Source organism: Anoxybacillus sp. P3H1B, from assembly GCF_001560855.1.
Lineage (GTDB): Bacteria > Bacillota > Bacilli > Bacillales > Anoxybacillaceae > Anoxybacteroides > Anoxybacteroides rupiense.
In genome coordinates this window covers 24,539-42,042 of record NZ_LPUG01000012.1, presented here as the reverse complement: position 1 = coordinate 42,042, position 17,504 = coordinate 24,539, and the positions used below count along the sequence as shown (strand labels likewise).

Annotated in this window: 19 protein-coding genes; all 19 read right to left on the bottom strand. The window is 40.3% G+C overall.

From position 1 onward, the window contains the following. Positions 1-19: 19 nt before the first annotated feature. Positions 20-1,114 (bottom strand): hypothetical protein, encoded by a 1,095-nt coding sequence (locus AT864_RS07480; RefSeq protein WP_066147854.1) that lies wholly within the window; start codon positions 1,112-1,114, stop codon positions 20-22. Then, entirely contained in the window at positions 1,114-2,064 is a 951-nt protein-coding gene (locus AT864_RS07475) for a hypothetical protein (protein ID WP_066147851.1), read from the bottom strand. The genes AT864_RS07480 and AT864_RS07475 overlap by 1 nt, the downstream gene beginning before the upstream one ends. A gap of 11 nt (positions 2,065-2,075) precedes the next feature. Then, complete coding sequence (locus tag AT864_RS07470) at positions 2,076-2,939, bottom strand: phage tail family protein (protein WP_066147847.1); 864 nt, start codon at positions 2,937-2,939, stop codon at positions 2,076-2,078. Position 2,940: 1 nt separating this feature from the next. Continuing rightward, the gene (locus tag AT864_RS07465) at positions 2,941-8,550 is read right to left on the bottom strand and encodes a phage tail tape measure protein (protein ID WP_066147843.1); all 5,610 of its coding nucleotides are present in this window, start codon (positions 8,548-8,550) and stop codon (positions 2,941-2,943) included. Positions 8,551-8,569: 19 nt separating this feature from the next. After that, positions 8,570-8,734 carry a hypothetical protein gene (locus AT864_RS18125; RefSeq protein WP_197431007.1) on the bottom strand — a complete coding sequence of 55 codons (165 nt, stop codon included), beginning with the start codon at positions 8,732-8,734 and terminating at the stop codon, positions 8,570-8,572. A gap of 2 nt (positions 8,735-8,736) precedes the next feature. After that, entirely contained in the window at positions 8,737-9,066 is a 330-nt protein-coding gene (gpG, locus tag AT864_RS07460; RefSeq protein ID WP_066147841.1) for a phage tail assembly chaperone G, read from the bottom strand. Positions 9,067-9,134: 68 nt separating this feature from the next. Next, entirely contained in the window at positions 9,135-9,713 is a 579-nt protein-coding gene (locus AT864_RS07455; RefSeq protein ID WP_066147838.1) for a major tail protein, read from the bottom strand. 11 nt (positions 9,714-9,724) lie between these two features. Continuing rightward, positions 9,725-10,093 carry a DUF3168 domain-containing protein gene (locus AT864_RS07450; protein ID WP_066147836.1) on the bottom strand — a complete coding sequence of 123 codons (369 nt, stop codon included), beginning with the start codon at positions 10,091-10,093 and terminating at the stop codon, positions 9,725-9,727. 14 nt (positions 10,094-10,107) lie between these two features. Next, positions 10,108-10,494 carry an HK97-gp10 family putative phage morphogenesis protein gene (locus AT864_RS07445; protein WP_066147834.1) on the bottom strand — a complete coding sequence of 129 codons (387 nt, stop codon included), beginning with the start codon at positions 10,492-10,494 and terminating at the stop codon, positions 10,108-10,110. Continuing rightward, complete coding sequence (locus tag AT864_RS07440; protein ID WP_066147831.1) at positions 10,487-10,828, bottom strand: phage head closure protein; 342 nt, start codon at positions 10,826-10,828, stop codon at positions 10,487-10,489. Before AT864_RS07440 ends, AT864_RS07445 begins: the two co-directional genes overlap by 8 nt. Continuing rightward, on the bottom strand, positions 10,800-11,003 hold the full coding sequence (locus AT864_RS07435; RefSeq protein WP_066147828.1) for a hypothetical protein: 204 nt from the start codon (positions 11,001-11,003) through the stop codon (positions 10,800-10,802). The genes AT864_RS07440 and AT864_RS07435 overlap by 29 nt, the downstream gene beginning before the upstream one ends. After that, complete coding sequence (locus tag AT864_RS07430) at positions 11,000-11,272, bottom strand: head-tail connector protein (RefSeq protein ID WP_066147824.1); 273 nt, start codon at positions 11,270-11,272, stop codon at positions 11,000-11,002. Before AT864_RS07430 ends, AT864_RS07435 begins: the two co-directional genes overlap by 4 nt. Positions 11,273-11,289: 17 nt before the next feature. Next, on the bottom strand, positions 11,290-12,423 hold the full coding sequence (locus tag AT864_RS07425; protein WP_066147820.1) for a phage major capsid protein: 1,134 nt from the start codon (positions 12,421-12,423) through the stop codon (positions 11,290-11,292). A gap of 1 nt (position 12,424) precedes the next feature. Continuing rightward, complete coding sequence (locus AT864_RS07420) at positions 12,425-13,147, bottom strand: head maturation protease, ClpP-related (RefSeq protein ID WP_066148362.1); 723 nt, start codon at positions 13,145-13,147, stop codon at positions 12,425-12,427. Positions 13,148-13,163: 16 nt separating this feature from the next. After that, positions 13,164-14,384 carry a phage portal protein gene (locus tag AT864_RS07415; RefSeq protein ID WP_066147817.1) on the bottom strand — a complete coding sequence of 407 codons (1,221 nt, stop codon included), beginning with the start codon at positions 14,382-14,384 and terminating at the stop codon, positions 13,164-13,166. Positions 14,385-14,401: 17 nt separating this feature from the next. Beyond that, entirely contained in the window at positions 14,402-16,132 is a 1,731-nt protein-coding gene (locus AT864_RS07410; RefSeq protein WP_369815509.1) for a terminase large subunit, read from the bottom strand. Further along, entirely contained in the window at positions 16,107-16,421 is a 315-nt protein-coding gene (locus AT864_RS07405) for a phage terminase small subunit P27 family (protein WP_066147814.1), read from the bottom strand. Before AT864_RS07405 ends, AT864_RS07410 begins: the two co-directional genes overlap by 26 nt. Before the next feature lie 107 nt (positions 16,422-16,528). Continuing rightward, positions 16,529-16,975 (bottom strand): HNH endonuclease, encoded by a 447-nt coding sequence (locus AT864_RS07400; RefSeq protein WP_066147811.1) that lies wholly within the window; start codon positions 16,973-16,975, stop codon positions 16,529-16,531. Positions 16,976-17,014: 39 nt separating this feature from the next. Continuing rightward, the gene (locus AT864_RS07395; RefSeq protein ID WP_066147809.1) at positions 17,015-17,437 is read right to left on the bottom strand and encodes a hypothetical protein; all 423 of its coding nucleotides are present in this window, start codon (positions 17,435-17,437) and stop codon (positions 17,015-17,017) included. Positions 17,438-17,504: the final 67 nt, after the last annotated feature.

The window sequence follows — 17,504 nt, the reverse complement described above, 5'->3', positions numbered from 1 at the left end:
TCACTTATCCCTCGCTTTATTATTTAATTATTAATCCATCTCTAAACCTTTTTACTTTCCAAACGCCATCTCCCAAACTGTAAATAATTTGACTTTTTTCTTTGTTATAACACAAAACATTTGAACTATAATCAAATTTTAATCCGTATGGCAACTCGACGAACGTTAACAAATCCGATTTTTTTAGCAAACGCAATACTCTTGGCGCTGACGAACTGCTTTGATAAAAAACGCCAAAATATTGACTATCATAATCAATTATTCCTGCTAAAGTATTACCAGTGCCGTTAATGACCCTTACTTCTTGTTCTTTGAACATATCACTAATTCTATATTTGTGAATATATTGCCCCCTAATTTTCCAAATATATGTTCCGTCAGTATAATTGAACAACGGATTGTCAGCTCCATTCGTCACGCCTTCATTTTGGTTTTGTCCCTGCTTCCAAATTGGTCCGGTCATTGTTTCCATATCGTACAAAACTGTTTTATAAGGATAACTACCGCCTTCTAAACTGTTATAGTTATGCATGATGAAATATCTATTGCCGACAAATGCATAATCACTATTCCATCTATTTACGGTTGTCATTTGACCGGCTACGCTCAAATCGGGATTTAACTTATAAAGAGTTAGCGTACTTTCATCATAACCATAAATATACTGTCCGTCCCTTGATACAGTAACAATATTAAGATACCTTGAAAAGGAATTAATAAGCGCTCCTGTGTTTTTATTCCATCTTCTAAATACTTGGTCGTTCATATATACATAAGGTTGACCGGGCATGATTAATAAATTACTTGGGTATGCCGACTGGTTAAGTCCACTAATACTTAAAACGTTTTTGTACTGCATATAGTTATAACTTCCATCATAGACGAGTTTATAACAATAACGGTTGCCCGATGCTGTTGAATAACCTGCAATCCATAATGATTCGTCGGTATCATCCATAACCAAAGCGTCAATACGGTTATCTGTACTTCCTAGATATAATTCCTCTATCGGTGAAAACAATAAACCTAACTCGTTAGGTTTGAATTTATACCCTTTTCTGTATTTAGTTCCTCCAAATACGCCGCCATGCGCCCGAATATCAATCATCGGCATTATTGTTTCACCTCGCTGATTAAATCCCCATCTGCATCATAAACAAGTGTATATGTGTCCGCTCGCAATACTGTTGTACCGTCGGTGTCGTAATAAGTAATTGTTCGCGTCGTGTATTGCGGACTCGTTCCTCCGGTCAGCACAGATTTTGCATATAATGTGCCATTGGGACGCTTGTACTCAACCGTCGTAAAAATTCCATTTGCGTCTTTTCCACTTTTGTAAACATTGAAGTTTGCTAGGTTCCGTTGCATCGCTTCCGGTGCGGTATCGGTGTATGCTTTTGCGTTTGCTTCGGCTTGATTGGCTTTTTGTTGGGCGCCAGAAGGAGTCTCAAAACCGCTATTTTGAACATTCGCAAACCAATCTTCCCAGTCTTGTTGATATTCATTTTTTTTCGTTTCTAGCCATGAATAAAATTCATTAAAAATTTCCGTAGTGTCAGCTTGAATAAGCGAATTTACAAGACCGCACACATTGGTATCAAGGCGTTCATCTGTGATTTGAAACGCCTCAATATACGATTTCCCTGCAATAATTCGTACTTGCGCTAGAGAAAGGTCAAAGATATTGTTTTCACGTACGATTGAAGGCGCAACGGGATTCGCAGCAGGCTCCCCCTTCAAAACAACAGCTCTAATGCTACGCACTTCAAGAGATGTATCCAAACGCAAAACAATACGGTCAATCCGGTCAAGTTGTGCATCTGGAAGGTCGTGCTGCAAATACAAAGGCTCATCATAGACCTTGTACATATATCCTTGTATCCAAGCGTATCCCGGTAAAATATGAGTTTTCATATCCGTGCCAGTGGCTTCTACTTTCAGATTTGTGCCGCCATTGAAAATGCCGTCAGTCAATAGCCGTCTAAAATACTCGGCGAATTCATCGGCTGTGTATTCTCTTGGGTCTTCTGCTGTTGAATCAAAAAAACCGCTTTTTTCTGGCATGTTCCCACCTCCTAGACTGATAGATAGCGATTTTTATAAGAAATAACTACACGGGATTTTGTGGAATCGCTGTCCGAACCAAATTCAATAAGGTTTTCTCCCGGAACGAGTTGCCAAAAGGAACTCTCAAGGTCAATCCAGTTGAACACGTTTGTGGTCGTTCCGTCTGCGTTTTCAACGACAACACTTTTGTTTCCAAATTCCGTAGAAATAACAAGTTTGTCCTGTTCGCCAAGAGAACGATTGACCCGTACAAACTCCCCTGTTGTTCGGTTCCATACGACTGGATTCGTAGCCGGTCCGTAGAACTCAATCGTGACAGGCGTTGAAACATCTCCTTTGTTGTGCAGAACCTTTTTAAACCCACGTTGAGCAAACTTGGTTCCGAGTCGCAACGGAAAAGACAACCCTCCCAGGATATACGACATTTTTTCACTCGTACTAAATTCATCGAGCCAAAACGGTTCAGGGCAAAGAAGATTCACCATCGCCTTTTGGAAGATTGGCCCTCGATTTTCTCTCCCACTCGGAAAAACCGGAACTCCATCCGGAACGGCTTCTATTTCGCGAATGGTTTCGCCGTTTTCGTAACGAAGCTTTCCAGGGCCAAGCTTCGGGTTGAATACAGAAGCGAGGTATTGACGCTGTTGCAGCAATGTCGTGGTGTCCCTTGTAAGAATGGCGATTTCTATTGAAATGGCTCGCTCTTGCAAAACTGAATCAATATATGTGCTTCCATCTTGAAACGGAGCCTTCTGCATTTGAATATCAGCGTCAACATCACCAAGCCCATCGACGCTTTGCAAAAGAAAAGGAGCTGATGATTTCAGCTCCACGGATTGACCTCTTGCATTGGTGAAAATGATTCGTTGCATGCTACCACCCCATTTCCATTGCGAGTTGACGGGAAACTTGAAGATTTTTACGAGCAGTCTCGCTTGGTGATAATTCTTTAGGGCTGTTAAATGTTAGATACTGATTAACAGTAGGACTTTGGGCGTTTTTGCTTAGCAATGATTTTTCCAGAAGTAATAAAAGCCTATCTAATTTATTTTCTAAATTCGGCATTTGATTTTTTACAACCAACACATCGCTGTTCATTCGTATTGCATTGGCCGCACTACCTATGGTGAATGCCATTTTATTTATTCTGTCTGAGATTCCGTCCGAAATAGATGAAAAATCCGGTATAGTAGCAAGCGCCAATTGCTTTGCAGCTGACATGACGTTTCCAATGTTTTGTTCCATCCCTTCTATGATACCGGCAGGAATCCAACGTCCTACCTCATCCCTCATGACACGGGAAGGTGATTTGATTTTGAGCGTGTTTTTCATCGTACTCTCGACGATAGCAGCGATTTCTTTCGCTTTCTTTTGGAGTGGGCCGATCATAGAGTTCAAACCATCGATGAGCCCTTGTACGGTATTTTTCCCAATGTCAGCCATCGATGCAGTCATGAGATTGAGTTCTGTTTTTGCTCCCTCGCTGATTTCTTTGACTTTAGCAATCCATTCGATTTTGTGTTGCTCAAGTTCAGCAGTTGCCTGAGCTCGGAGTTGGGCGATTTTGTTGACGTATTCTGCTCTCACTTGTTCCAGTTCAGCGTTCGCCGTTGCTCGAAGTTGTTGAATTTTCGTCTGTGTATCCAGCCTCATACCTTCGAGTTCGTTGATAGCTTGAGTGCGGGCCAATGTGTTTTTTTCTTTCCAAAGAGCTACGTATTGTTGCAGCTCTTCATCAGAAAGTGAATTGAGTGCCGCGATTTCATCAACGGCTTTCGGCCCCATGTCTCGAAGCTCTTGAAGCAATCCTTCATCAATGCCTCGTGTAGCAAGCGAAGAAATATTGCTTTGCCAATCTTTGAACGCGCTAACTTGGTCTGTGAGATTCTTCAACAATCCTTGTCCAGTCACATCGTTCTTCCGTTTGATTTCATCGAACAGCCCTGCGAAGCTGTACAGTGATTTCGTTCGATCATCTACTGCTTTTTGATATTCTTCCGTCAGCTTGCGTTCATCTTCCGCAAGACGTTCATTGATTTGTTTGATTTTCGCTTCGTATTCTTCACGAGCTTTGATTTCGTCCTGCTGCAATCGGTCGTTGATTTCCTTCACTTGCTTAGCGTAGTCATCGTTCGCTGTTTTGAGTTGGTTGAAAATTTCCTGACGAACCCGCAGTACATTCTGCTCTGCCTCAATGCGCTTTTGCGAACCTTCTGCCCAGCGAGAAGCGACTTGTTCCCACATCTCCAATTCGTCTGTCAAAGACAATTGATTGAGCTGTTTTCTCTCTTCGATATATTTTTTCTCATTTTCAAATATTTCTTGGTCCACTTTCCGTTTGGCATCACGCATTTTGAGAGAAACTTGTTTTCGTTCCTCTGCGTTCAACTTGAATGTTTTTAATACATAGTTCCATATCGCAACTTCATCTTTTGCTTGTATATTCTCCAGTTCATACTGCTTAGAAAGCCATTGCTCAACTGTTTGTATGCGTTCGGCAGCGCCAAGTTTTGCGATTCTTCCCATTTCTTTTCGTTGCCATTCGGAAATTTGAATCGGTTTGCGGAAGTCCGGAATAAGAGTATCTATCATGTTTGCGGTGACTTTTTTCACGTCATCTGCCATTTTTTGAGCAGCACTTGTAACAATGTTTGAATTTTTTTCAATTCCAATCGCAAAACCATCCGTATAGTTTTTTCCTTCTTTCTCAGTTTCTTTTGACGGAGAATGCGAATCGATAGCTTTTTTCAACGCAGAAAGCGCAGCTTTCCCGAGATTCCACGCCGCACTCCAAACACTTCCATTTTTTGAAAGAATCGCATTAATGAATCCAGAAACAAAGCCCTCGCCTGCATCTCTTCCATCATGGCTCTTGAGACCCTTCTCCGCTGCACTCGACACACTGCTACCGACAGACAGGGCGGTTCCTCTTTGCGAAGCCAAACCACTCGTGAAAAGTGATCCCGCTTTCTTTCCTCCGTCACCATCTGTAGTTTTACCCAAAATATACGAAACCGCAGAACTTAATAAGTTGGTTGTATTTTTGTTTTTTGGAATTGTAGAGCTTATACCTTGTTCATAGCGTTCTCCTTTCTCTTTACCGTGCTTTTGCGCATCGCCTTTTCTTTGTGCCAATCCTTCATCTGTTGATTTAGCTACAGTTACACCCGCATTTTGGTTTACTCCAGAGGTACTTTCTACACCTTTCCTATGACTATCACCCTTATCTTTACCATGTTTCTGAGCATTCGGTTTGTTTTGTGATAAACCATCGTCCGTATTCTTTGATACCTTCTCGCCAGCTTTTTTATTGTCTGCAACTGTACTCTCTATACCTTTTTTATGCGAATCCCCTTTGTCTTTTCCTGCTTTTTCTGCTTCTTTGTTTCCTTTTTTCATCTCAGCAAGCGTCTCATTGACCATTTGTTCAGCCATTTTCACTGCTTGCTGTTTAGTCATACCCGTTGTTTGCAGAAAAGCAGCAAGGTCTTTCTGATATTGTGACTTCGTTTTTTCAGAGAAATCAGCCGTTTTCTTGAGAACTTCTTCAGTATGAGCTTTCCAACGTTCGATATACTCTTTGTCCGATTCCTCTACTTGAACGACAAAGCCATTCATATCTGTTAAAAACTTCTTTTGTCGTTCAAATATTTTCCCAGTTGCGATGTCGATAAGTTTGCCACGCTGATCAAGGTGAGAAGCAAGGCTGGCTAACGCTTGTTCGCGCTCTTGAGCCGCTTGAGCTAGCATCTGATTTGTCTGTGCCTCTAGTCCAAGCATTAAACTATCGTATTCTTTTTTCCATTTAGGATGATCTGCTAAATATTGGTCAAATGTTTTTTTATGCTCGGTATAATATTTATTAGCCGCTTCCACGGACTTCTTATAAGTGTCATTGATTTGTTTGGTATAAGCCTGTGCCTCGTCAAAAAGAATCTTTCCTTGTTTATCCGTGATGGATTTTTGAATCGCTTGGAGTTCTTCTTGAGATTTGGCAAACTCTCTTGCTCCACCTTCCATTACTTTGAGCGCTTCTTGATATTTTGCTGCAAATTCTGCTGGCATTTTGGAAAGATCATTGTTGTATTTTTCGTGAGCTTCCTTTATGGTGTCTAGTGCCTTTTTGTATTCTGCAATATCTTTATCTATTTCCTCAATGACATCATTAGTCATTTCTTGCGCTTTCTTTTTACCCGCATCACCAGCAATGCCATAAACATCATTAATCGCATTAGTTAGTTTTTCCTTTTGTGTTTGCAGAGCCGCAATGACTTGATCCGCCATTTTTGAGAACGCGTCAACAACCTCTTTTGAAGTTGCTCTCGCTTTCTCACCAGACATCGTTTGCAGCTCAACCATTTTTAGCTTTGCACCTTCATACAGATCGGTATACCCTTGAACAGCTTTTTTCGTTCCAGAGCTCAATCCTTCGCCGTACCGAAGCGCTTGTCTTTCTGCTTCTTCTTGTTTCTGACGTAGCTGCTCCGTCTTTTCATGTGCAGCAAAAAGCCCAAGACCTAAAGCCCCAAGTGATGCTGTTACGCCAACAATCGCAAGACCGATTGGTCCAGAAAATGCTAAAAGTGCTCCAACAGCTGCGGTCAAGGTTCCGACAACTCCGACAACACCCATAATGGCCACGCTAAGCGCTCCTGTTTTAGCAATCACTTCTTGGGTATCGGAATCAAGCGAATTCCATTTTTCAAGGAGACGAGTCACAGAGGTAGCTGCTCCTTCCAGTGCTGGCGTAAGAGCATCTGTCAGTTTGATTTTAGCTGTTTCAAGAGCACCGTTCATATTTTCTACAGCACCAGCTAGGTTATCTTTCATCGCACTGGCCGCTTTTTGTGAGGCCCCGTCAGATTCTCTTAAGGCTTGTGTTAACTCGGCAATTTGTTGTGGCCCTGCATCAACCAAGTTTAAAAAGCCCGTCATTGCTTCCGTACCAAATATAGTTTGGAAGGCATTCATTTTCTGTTCTTGTGAGAGGTTTTTCGTAGAATCTCGCAGGACTCTGATCACTTGGTCTAAAGAGAGCATGTTGCCGTGAGCATCTTTTATGTTGATGCCCAATTTTTGCATGACTTCGCTACCTTCTTTAGTTGGGGCAATTAATCTTGTTAGTCCCATGCGGAGCGTGGTCCCAATCTGTTCAGCCGCCATTCCCCGATCTCGCATAACCGCAGTTGCTGTAGCTAAATCTTCGACAGACATTCCTAACTGTTTCGCAATAGGCGCAGCATATTTAAAGGAATAACCCATGTCTAAAATGGATGCATTCGAACGGTTTGCAGCCATCGCAAACACGTCGGCAATATGAGTAGACTGAGAAGCTTCTAGTCCAAATCCACGAATGGCCGCTGCCATAATTTCAGATACCTCCGCCATGTCCTCACCAGATGCTTCTGCTGCGGAAATGACTCCAGGCATCGCTCCTAAAATCTCATTCACTTTAAAACCGGATGCCGCTAATTGTTCTTGACCTTTGGCCACTTCGCTGGCTGATTTGGTTGTCTTAGCTCCAAGATCCAAAGCTTGGTCCTTCAACTGCTTGATTTGATCGGCAGTCGCCTCACTGATCGCCCCTACTCGGCTCACTTGCTTCCCGAACTCCATGCCAATTTCAACAGCATTTTTCATGGCAAACGACATAGTCGTAAAACCAGCGCCGGCCGTAATGGCAACAGAACCACCGATATGTTGCATTTTGTTGCCGATGGTATCCATGTTGGAAGTGAATTTTCCCCAAATGGTGCTTTGTTTGGCGACTTCCCTTTCCATCTGGTTTAGCTTTTTGATAGTCTGCGTAAGCTCATTCTGTAGACCGTTCAGTCCGGCTTTTGCCTCATCCAATCGAATAGCAAGTTGCTTTGTTTCATTGGCGTCTTGTCCTTTAGCTTGGGCAAGCCTTCTATATTCATCTTCCAACCTGTTTACAACTTGTTGTTGCAGTTCAATTTTTTGATTCAAAGATTGTATTTGTAACCCAGCTTGCTTCAATTCATTTCCGAAATTTCCAGCAGCACTGGATACCACTTTAAACTCTGAATCTACTTTTTTCATTGCCAACGACAACGTATTAATATCATTTTCAAACTGTCGGATACTCTGATTTTCTTTGAACTGATTGATCTTCTGGTTGGTCTGCGTCAGCTCGTTTTGCATTTTGTTTAGCTCGGCGGTAGCGTAATTGAGACGCTTAGCTAAATTTTGAGTCTCGGTGGCATCCTGTCCCTTTTTTGAAGCCGCATCTTCATATGCCTTTTGTAGCTGCTCGACTTTTTGTTTTTGAAGATCAATTTGCTTAGTCAAAAAAGAAATTTTTGTTTCCGATTGTTTGAGCGCATCCCCCCAAACTCCTACGCTTGTCCGAGTTGCCTCAAACTCAGATTTCACTACTTTCATCTGCTTAGAGAGAGCGCTCATTTCTCTTGTGAATTCCTTAGAGTTTGAATACAGACGCACTCGTATATCTTTTGACATTCTGGGTCTCACCTCCCTCTTAACCAAGCAATTGATCGATGAAAATCACTTCATCTTGCTTTCCTTCTTGCTTCCTGCGCGCTAAAAGTTGCAAATGGTAGACAATATCCATCTCATCTATCTGATTTTGAGTGAAGCCAATATCAATTAATGCGTTATACAGGTCTTGAACGGCTTCACTCATGGTCAGTTTTTTCCTTGTCCTCCTTGATCTTGAGCCAACAACATACTCGCGTGTTCAATGTTGCCGATTACATAATTCACCACGGCAAAAATGGTTTTCATCATCATTCTTGCATCCAGCCCCTCTTCGAGCTGATCCACATCAAATTTGTTTCCGAAAGCATCACAAACAAACTGAAGATATTTATCAAGATCAAAATTCTCACTATTGGCAGATTCAATTTCTTCTGCAATTTCCGATGCTAGTCTGAACAGTTTTCCAGAAATGAAAGCAGGTGTTACAAAACGTTTGTCTTTTCCATCGATTTTCAACGTGATTGATATGGTTTGCATGATTCCATCCTCCTCAAACTCAAAATTTTAGATAAATCAAAAAGAGAGAGAAAATAAATCTCCCCCTCTTATGATCCCGTTCCACTTAGAACAGAGCCTTCATATACAACTTGATCAAACCACTTATTCCCATTCGCAAACTCCAGACTATCTTCTGCTTGTGCTTTCCAACGGCCGTTATACTGAAGTGGCATGAACTTCAATTTTAGTTTTGCTGTTTGCGGTGATGGCTTTCCTTCTTCTGTTTTCCCCTCAATTGGCAACAATTCCGGCTTCCCTTTTAGCAACCAATAGTATCGATAACCACCTGTAGAAACTTTCGCGCGGAAACCAAGAGCCAGTTCCATTGTTTCGTCATTGATACTAGCAAACTGCACGCCGTTCTCGATTGTATGACCAAAGAGTTTTTGTTGAATGTCAAGTGGGAGATCTGTAGCTTCCATCTCCACATCGATGTCCCCCAGAGTATTTAGCACCGCATATGCGCTATTATCGGCATATATAGTTTCACTTTCTGTTTTCGGATCCACTTTGATACTCACTGCCCCCGGGACAGCTTCTGGAGTTTCATATTGAACCCCAGTTGAATTATCACTTATTAGCTCAGCAATATGAAACATATCAAGACCGCTAATGATTTTACCCATGTTCAACACTCCTAACTAAAAATTTTTTGATATCGCATTGCTTTATGGTAAACACTTGTATCTTCTTCATATAAATCAACTGAACTGTATCTTGAATATCCTAGAGACTTCATCACCTTATCGACTTCTTTTGCAATTGGCGTTTCTTTTGAAACAGTTGATTCGTTAGTAAAAATACTGATCTGAAATCGTGCTTCTGACGTAATCGCTTGGTTATCTGCAAACGAATCATCAGCATTATTAATTTCGTAATACACAATTCTTGGAAAAGCGTTGACATCTTTCGCTTTTCTATTGTGAAATCCTCCTGTACAAAGAGAAACTAAGGCTTGATTCGCCTTTAGACCTGCTAATAATTCTGATTTTGCGTCAAAACTCATGGGGATGCCCCCTTTTAAGCCTTATCAATCATATCCGTATACACCTTTTCCATCGCCTCTAAAACCTCTGCTTCACCTTCGTCAGCCCCTTTCTCTATGAAAGGATACGGGGGCATTTTGGACGTGCCGTATTCCAAAAATTTCGCTCTCCAAGCTACCTTTTTATTTGGCCCCACCGTAACAAATTTTCCTTCATCAGTCTCTTGGGGCCTCGAAACAGTGATATTGTCCTGAATATGGGGTTGATTCTTACTGCTACGGTTGACGTTCTCGCGCTGGTGCTTGGCAATGATCTTTCCACCCACTTTCAACGCCTGATTATCCACTTTGTCTATGTCATCAGAAAGCTTCTCAAAAAACTGCTCCAATTCATCGATCCCATCAAATTCAAAGTTAGCCATTGATATCAACCTCATTGCAAATTATCTCAATATATGACTTGGAATTTCTTGTATATCCAAAGTCCAATATGTCAAAAATACGACCATCGCATATAGCTCTCATATCATGCTTCAACTGCTTATTTTCTCGAATGACGATTTTCCTAGGCGCTTGAATACCACGTGCTCCCGCGATCGTAACCTCTGGATTTCTCATGCTGCCGACTCCTTCAATCGATCCCCACACCGTGAATGCATCCTCATATCCTTCCACCCAGTTGCCTTCGTTGTCCTGAACTTGGTTTTTTCGTTGGAAAGTGATGCGCTTATTCAGTTTCGCTATTTTCATTTTCATTGGCGTTTTTACCCCTACCTTTTCTTGCAGGCTGCTTTATCTCATCGCCGAGAAATCCATTCTGCTGCAATTCTTCTGCACGCTCTGTATCATTCGTGACATACATCGATCCTTTTGGAAAATATCCTTTTGTAAACCTGTCGATAAAATCATTTAAAACGGGATACTGTTTCATGATGCATCACCTCCATAATCCTTCAATTGCAGTACGATACTTTCAAAAGCAAAATTCAATTTATCCATTTTGACGCCCGGATCGCGATTTTCATAATAAAGCGCCACATGCAACATGACAGCTAATTTGTATAGATCACTGTCTGTTTCAGGGACACCAGCCTTCTTAAGAGCTTCTTTTGCAGCATTAACAAGAAAAGTGAGGATATCATCGTCCTCACTCCCGTCAATACGAAGAAATTTTTTCAATTCTTCTAATGATAGATTCATTTCCTATACCTTCAATCTTAAGCTTCTGGAGCCACTTTTGCGATACGGAAGGCCGATTTTAACTTAATTTGATGGTCAAACCATGTTGTTACAACGAATGCCTGTACTCCGGTTTTAACATCTTTATCTGTTTCGTAAAGAGCGTTTAGATCATAGTTGAAATGAGAATAAGAGAAATCACCAACAATCGGGTGAATTGCTGCATCACAAAAGACAACCGGTTTACCAAGAATTTGCTCCGGTTGTGCTGTATAAAGAGTTGCATTTCCGTTCGCCAAAGTTTCAATAATATCTGAATAATCTTGGTAAGTCATTACAATTTTTGAATTTTCACGGTAATCTTCGTGTAAATCTGCAATTGCAGCTTTAATGGCTTTGTATAAGTTTTCTCCTGTCATTTCTTTAATTCCGCTAGCATAGAAGGACATATGTTCTTCACCGGGTTTTGGGGTTGTAGCAAAAGCTACTTTCTTTTCTTTTGCAGCAACACCGGATTGAAGAGCTTGTTCTACTTTTGCTACTAAGTTTGTATCTGTGCCGTTTAATACTGTTTCAGATACACCAGCAAACACTTTAAATTTGTGTCGCCCGAATTGTACGTTAGAACCAGTTGCTTTTAACTCTTTTGCTGTTTCTGTATCCGCAATAAAATCGTCATCATCAAGCGTAAAATCAATTTTTGGTACTTCAAGATTTGTAATTTGAGTAAATGTAGAGAGTTCACGTAATGGGTTTTTTACAAATGGTTCAGATAAAATTTCGGTTGAAACAGTTTTGGGTAAGAACTTATTACCACCTGTTGTGTCATTATCCCCAAGCGCTTGGCGAACATCAACAGAAACAGGACGTTGGTTAATTGTCGCCCGAATTAATTCTGCCTTCGCTTTAATGATACGTTCTTTTGGATCATCAACTGAATTTAAACCATTATTTGCTGCAAATTTCGCTTTTTGCTCCTCTTCTAATGCGTCATGTTGCTGTTTTACGACATCAAAACGCATTTTTAAATCATCACGAGACTTTTGTAGCGCCTGAATTTCCTCCATTGTGGCGTTTGGATCCACTGCCTTTTCCGCTAATTGATTTTCAACTTTTTGAAGCTGTTGGCCAATTGTAGCCAAGTTTTGCTTTAACTCATAAAGTGTTTTCATTTTACATTCCTCCTAAAATAGTGTTGATATAGACCAAATTCACCTTGGATTCTTCGGCAATTTGCCGCCTTTTGGCCATTTCCTCAGCTGAAACGACCGTTTTTTGACTATTTTTCGCATGATTTTTCAGTTGATTTGGTACATTTTTGTATCTGCTGAACCATTCGTCATCGATTGAGGCAGCCGCCTGACTCGCTTCAAGAACAACGTCGCACAAGCCATATTGATAGGCCTCGTCAGCTGAAAGCCATGTTTCAGCATCCAGCATTTCTTGCAACTTTTCACTGTCAAGCTTGTCACCGGCTTTTTGGAGATACGTTTGCTTCACGGATTGACCAATACGGTCCAAATCATCTGCAATTTTTCGCAGTTCTGTGGCGTTTCCAGCCGCCCAAGTCCACGGATTATGGATCATCAGCATCGCATTTTTAGGCATATGAATCGTATCCCCGGCCATTGCGATGACGCTCGCAATCGAAGCAGCCAATGCGTCAACATGGACATTGATTTTTGCTTTATGCCTTTTCAGCATGTTGTGAATAGCGACTCCCTCGAACACGTTCCCACCGGGACTATTGATGTAGAGGTTAATCGTGCTGACATCGCCTAGCGCATCTAAATCCTTTTTAAAACTAGAGGCCGATGTGTCGGTCTCATCCCACTGATAACTGACGATATCCCCGTAAATAAAAATATCTGCCGAATTTGAGTCACCAGCAGACATCCTTATTTCCCAATATCTATCCTTTTGATTCGATTTCTTTCCCACTTTTATCACCTCCTTTACGGTGCCTTGGATCCATATCAATCGGGTAAAGATCACCCGAAATCCATAATTGATCAGCTGCACCACCTCGGGGCGGAACGTCTTCTAAACGCCTAACTTCATCTGGTGTAAGGGCACCGCTCCGCAACATCACTTGATAAAACTGCGTTCTCGCAGCAGTATCACCACGTAACAAGCCGCCTAGGTTAAATTTGAAGTAATAACCAGCTTTTCTTTCCTCAGTAGTAAGCAATTTTCGGTTCAATTCATGCTCATATTGTCTAACGATAGGCATTAAAGTCATTTGAACAAACTGAATCATCATTTGTTCGTTTGAAGAATAGCTTTGCCCCTCGGTGTCGTTTAAAAAAGATACTGGCACATTAAAAACGTTGGCTACACGTGAACGGGTAATCCGTTCAGAGGCCAACGTGTCAGAAGCGAAATATTTCCTCTCGATATCTTTCACAGTTACACCAGGTTCTTGGAACAAAATACCACCATTTTCCTTATAGAAACGTCTGAAATCTTCAATAATTCGTTGTCTTTTTTCCGTATCCACATTCACTCCATATTCGAGAATAAAACTATCCTTTTTTTGCATTTCAGACAAACTAAACTCCTGAACGGCTTTGTCATATTCTAGGGTATTTTTTAATACGTTAAGAGGATTAAGCCCAACCCAGCGAGATGCACCAGTAATATGCTTGACATGAATCATATTCATGTTGTGGAAGTAATAAGTTCCAGTCGTTCCACGCACTTCATACCACAAATTGTTGTCATCCGTATTAATAAAAGGTACGACATAGCTTGAATCAATAGGAACAATTTGTTCTGGTTGCATTCGAATATCCCTTATAATAACTGCATAACCGTTACCTGTTTCGTTTCTAGATACTTCTAATTTATTTATTAATTCAAACCCCGACATGTTTGAATTCGGATTATTGATCACAATATCGGCAGCCTGATTAATAACAGAATCATAATTCTTATAAAGTTTTAACGGCAAGGAAGACAAAGTATTTGCCAAACGACTTATCACGCTAAAAATTGTCTCATTTGTAGCTAATTTTGAATTGTCTATGCCCCAAAATCGACGCCCAAACCATGATGAAAAATCAAATGTTTGTCCTTTCCAGCCAGCAACAGCCGCCTTAATTGAATATTTCAATCGATTATACCATTTCAAATTCCCACCACCCTTCATTATCTAAATAAATCTTTAACTGAAATAAATTCAATGTTCCCATTACCTTGAGCGGTAACCATTTTTTTCATGACTTCTGTATGGGCATTTAAAAAAGCCGCGAATCCGTCAATTTTACGGTAGCGACCTTGTTTTGTTGGTAACCAGTTTCCGTTTCTATCTTCTACCAACTTCACGTTATTGATATACCAACGAAATAGTTTATTTTTATTGAAAATTACTTTTTTATCCAAGAATAATTCTTTTACATCTTTTAATGCTGGGCTTAGCGTGAGATATCCTTGTCTAACAGGCAACGTATTAAACCCGTAAGATTTTAGGTCTTCGACTAAACGATACGCATTTGCCGGATCAAAAGTGACTAACTCAATGTTGTATTTCTTTGATTGGTTAATAAACCAGTCAAAAACAGATTGATAATCAACATAATCACCTTGAGATATCGAAAGAAGACCTTCTTTTTCCCACTCTTGATATGGAATTTTCTCATTGTCAGCTATTACCTTCTTTCGCGGAATCCACGAATGAGATAAAACAAAAATCTCCCCTGTATCCAACCAAAATTCAAGGCAGGCGCTGGTAAAGTCCTCTGTTTGAGATAAATCAAATCCACCAACACAGGGGTTTCCCTCTAGTATCTTTAGATCGATAACCTTATCATTGGATAAGATTGTTTCAAAATCCAAAAAGGATTGTTCATCGGACTTGACAAAAATGTTAAACCGCTTTGTAATAAAATCGTTTCTTTCAGCAGGAATTCTTTTCGCCTTTTCCCATTCCTCGATCATATCTTCCAGTTTAATCGAAACGCCAAGGTTAGGATTCGCCTTCACCCACATTTCTGGCTTATCAAATTCACTCGGATCATCCAATTCAGCTAGGAAATAAAATGTTCTTTCATCCGTCACGGCACCATTTAAAACGTCAGTACCCAGTTCATAATAATCCACCAACGGGCCGTCAAGTTGATATCCGGCTGTCGTAATATAAATGAGCAACGGTTGTTCCCTAGACCCGCGCGAATTTTTAATGACGTTAATCAATTTATAGTCTTTATACTCGTGAATTTCGTCAAATATCCCGATATGTGTATTTAAACCATCCAATTTTTCTGAATCAGAAGCCTGCGGTTCAATTTTTGAAAAAGTTTTATCATAATGAATAGCATCCCGCAATGTTCGAAAATGTTTTTTTAATTTTGGAGAAGATTTCACCATCGCTTTTGCTTCATCAAATAAAATCCGAGCTTGTTTCATTGAGTTTGCAAGCAACGGTATCTCAGCTCCATTTTCCCCATCTTTGCTTACTCCATACAATGCAACACCTGAAATTTTAGTAGTTTTCCCGTTTTTTCGGCCAACAAAAATAAGGCCCTCTTTAAAGCGCCTTAATCTTGTTTCTTTATGAACCCACCCAAACAGGCTGCCTAATATGAAATGCTGCCATGGTTGAAGGATGAGCTGTTTGAAATTTCCTTTAGACGGTTTACAAAACTTTTCTATAAAACGAATCGGTCTATGTCCTAATTCTTGATCAAAAACATAAGGAAATTTATCTGTTCTCGCTCTTTTTAGGTCATTTAAATGACGTTTACAAGCCAAAATTACATTTTTTGAAGCAATGATATTCCCCTTAACTACCTGTTCAGCATACCAAGTTGTTAGTAAAGTCAGTGAAGGTTTTGAAAGTACGTGAATTACTCCATTAGAAGTCTTCGAAGTCATCTTCATCTTCATTCACTACTTTCTTACGCTGAGCAGGCGTCAAACCGAGTGATTTTAACAAATTGTTCAATGTCTGAACAGTTTTTGTAAGCTCGATAGCCAATGGATTTTTCACCAAATTGGTTGCTCCAGCCTTATTTGTATGCTCCATCAACAAGTCAGTCTTTTTGATTTCATTTCTTAAACGCCTATAAAATTGATGAGTCTCAACGTACAATTTTATTAATTGTTCATCAGATTCTTGATAAGAGTCTCCAAGATACTCACGTATCAATTTTTCCGTTGGAACTGCCATTCTTTCGTTACCCCCTTTCATGAAAAAAATATCCGCGTTGTAAACGAAGGGCCGCGGCCGGTCTGGCGCCCCCCTTCCTCAACTTTTTAGGGTAGGGGGGATATCCTTTAAGTTATCAACGGATTGGCTTTAGACTTGATTACCCTTACTTTCCTTGTCTTCTCTTCCGCTTTTACTTTCTGTCCTTTTTCTGGATGCTCCTCATTGTGACAGGCATTGCAAAGGCTCTCTAAGTTTTCCGGATCCAATGCCTTCGCCGGATTGTCTTGGAGATGTTCTTTATGGTGAACTACATCAGCAGGATTAATGATTCCTTTTCTTAGACAGCATTGGCACAGATAGTTGTCCCTCTTGAGGACATATTCTCTACATTTACGCCATGCTGTACTGTTGTAAAATTTCTTTGCTTCCTTATTCCGTTTGTGTTTATCGTAATAGCGATTCCGTTCCGTCTTATCTTGTTGTTTTTTGTGCTTATGCTGTTCACAGTATCGTCCTTGTGTTAAGTTCGGGCAACTAGGAACAGAGCAAGGTTTCTTTGGTCTGCTCGGCATAAAATCACTCCAAATAAAAAAGCACCCCAAATGGGATGCTTATACACCAAATTGATTCAACTCTTTTTCAAACGCCTTTCGTAAATACAAATCCAATAGCTCATAACTCAATGGAACTGAATAAGAAACGCTAATATATTCGTTGTTTTTATAAGTAATTCTGTCTATTAGTTTTTCTACTTTTTCATTTCCGTCATATGAAATTAACCTTACTTCAATATCAGCTGTTTCTAATTCAAAAAATAACTCGCTCAGATCTAAATTGACACGAACAAATTCTCTTTCTGCAATATCAATATCTAATTCACCTGATGAAATTTCAATTTCCTCTTTAAGTTCTTTTTTTAATGAATCGAAATACTTATATATCATCTCCTCGGCGGATCTTCTTGCTCTATTATGCATCACATCTTCTAAATAAATTTTTTTCGTACGTCTAATAAATTCTTCTCTAAAACTCATTCTCATCCTCTCCTTCCGCCTACTTCATTCGACAAAAGGAGGCAAATTTCCTATATCAATCATTCGT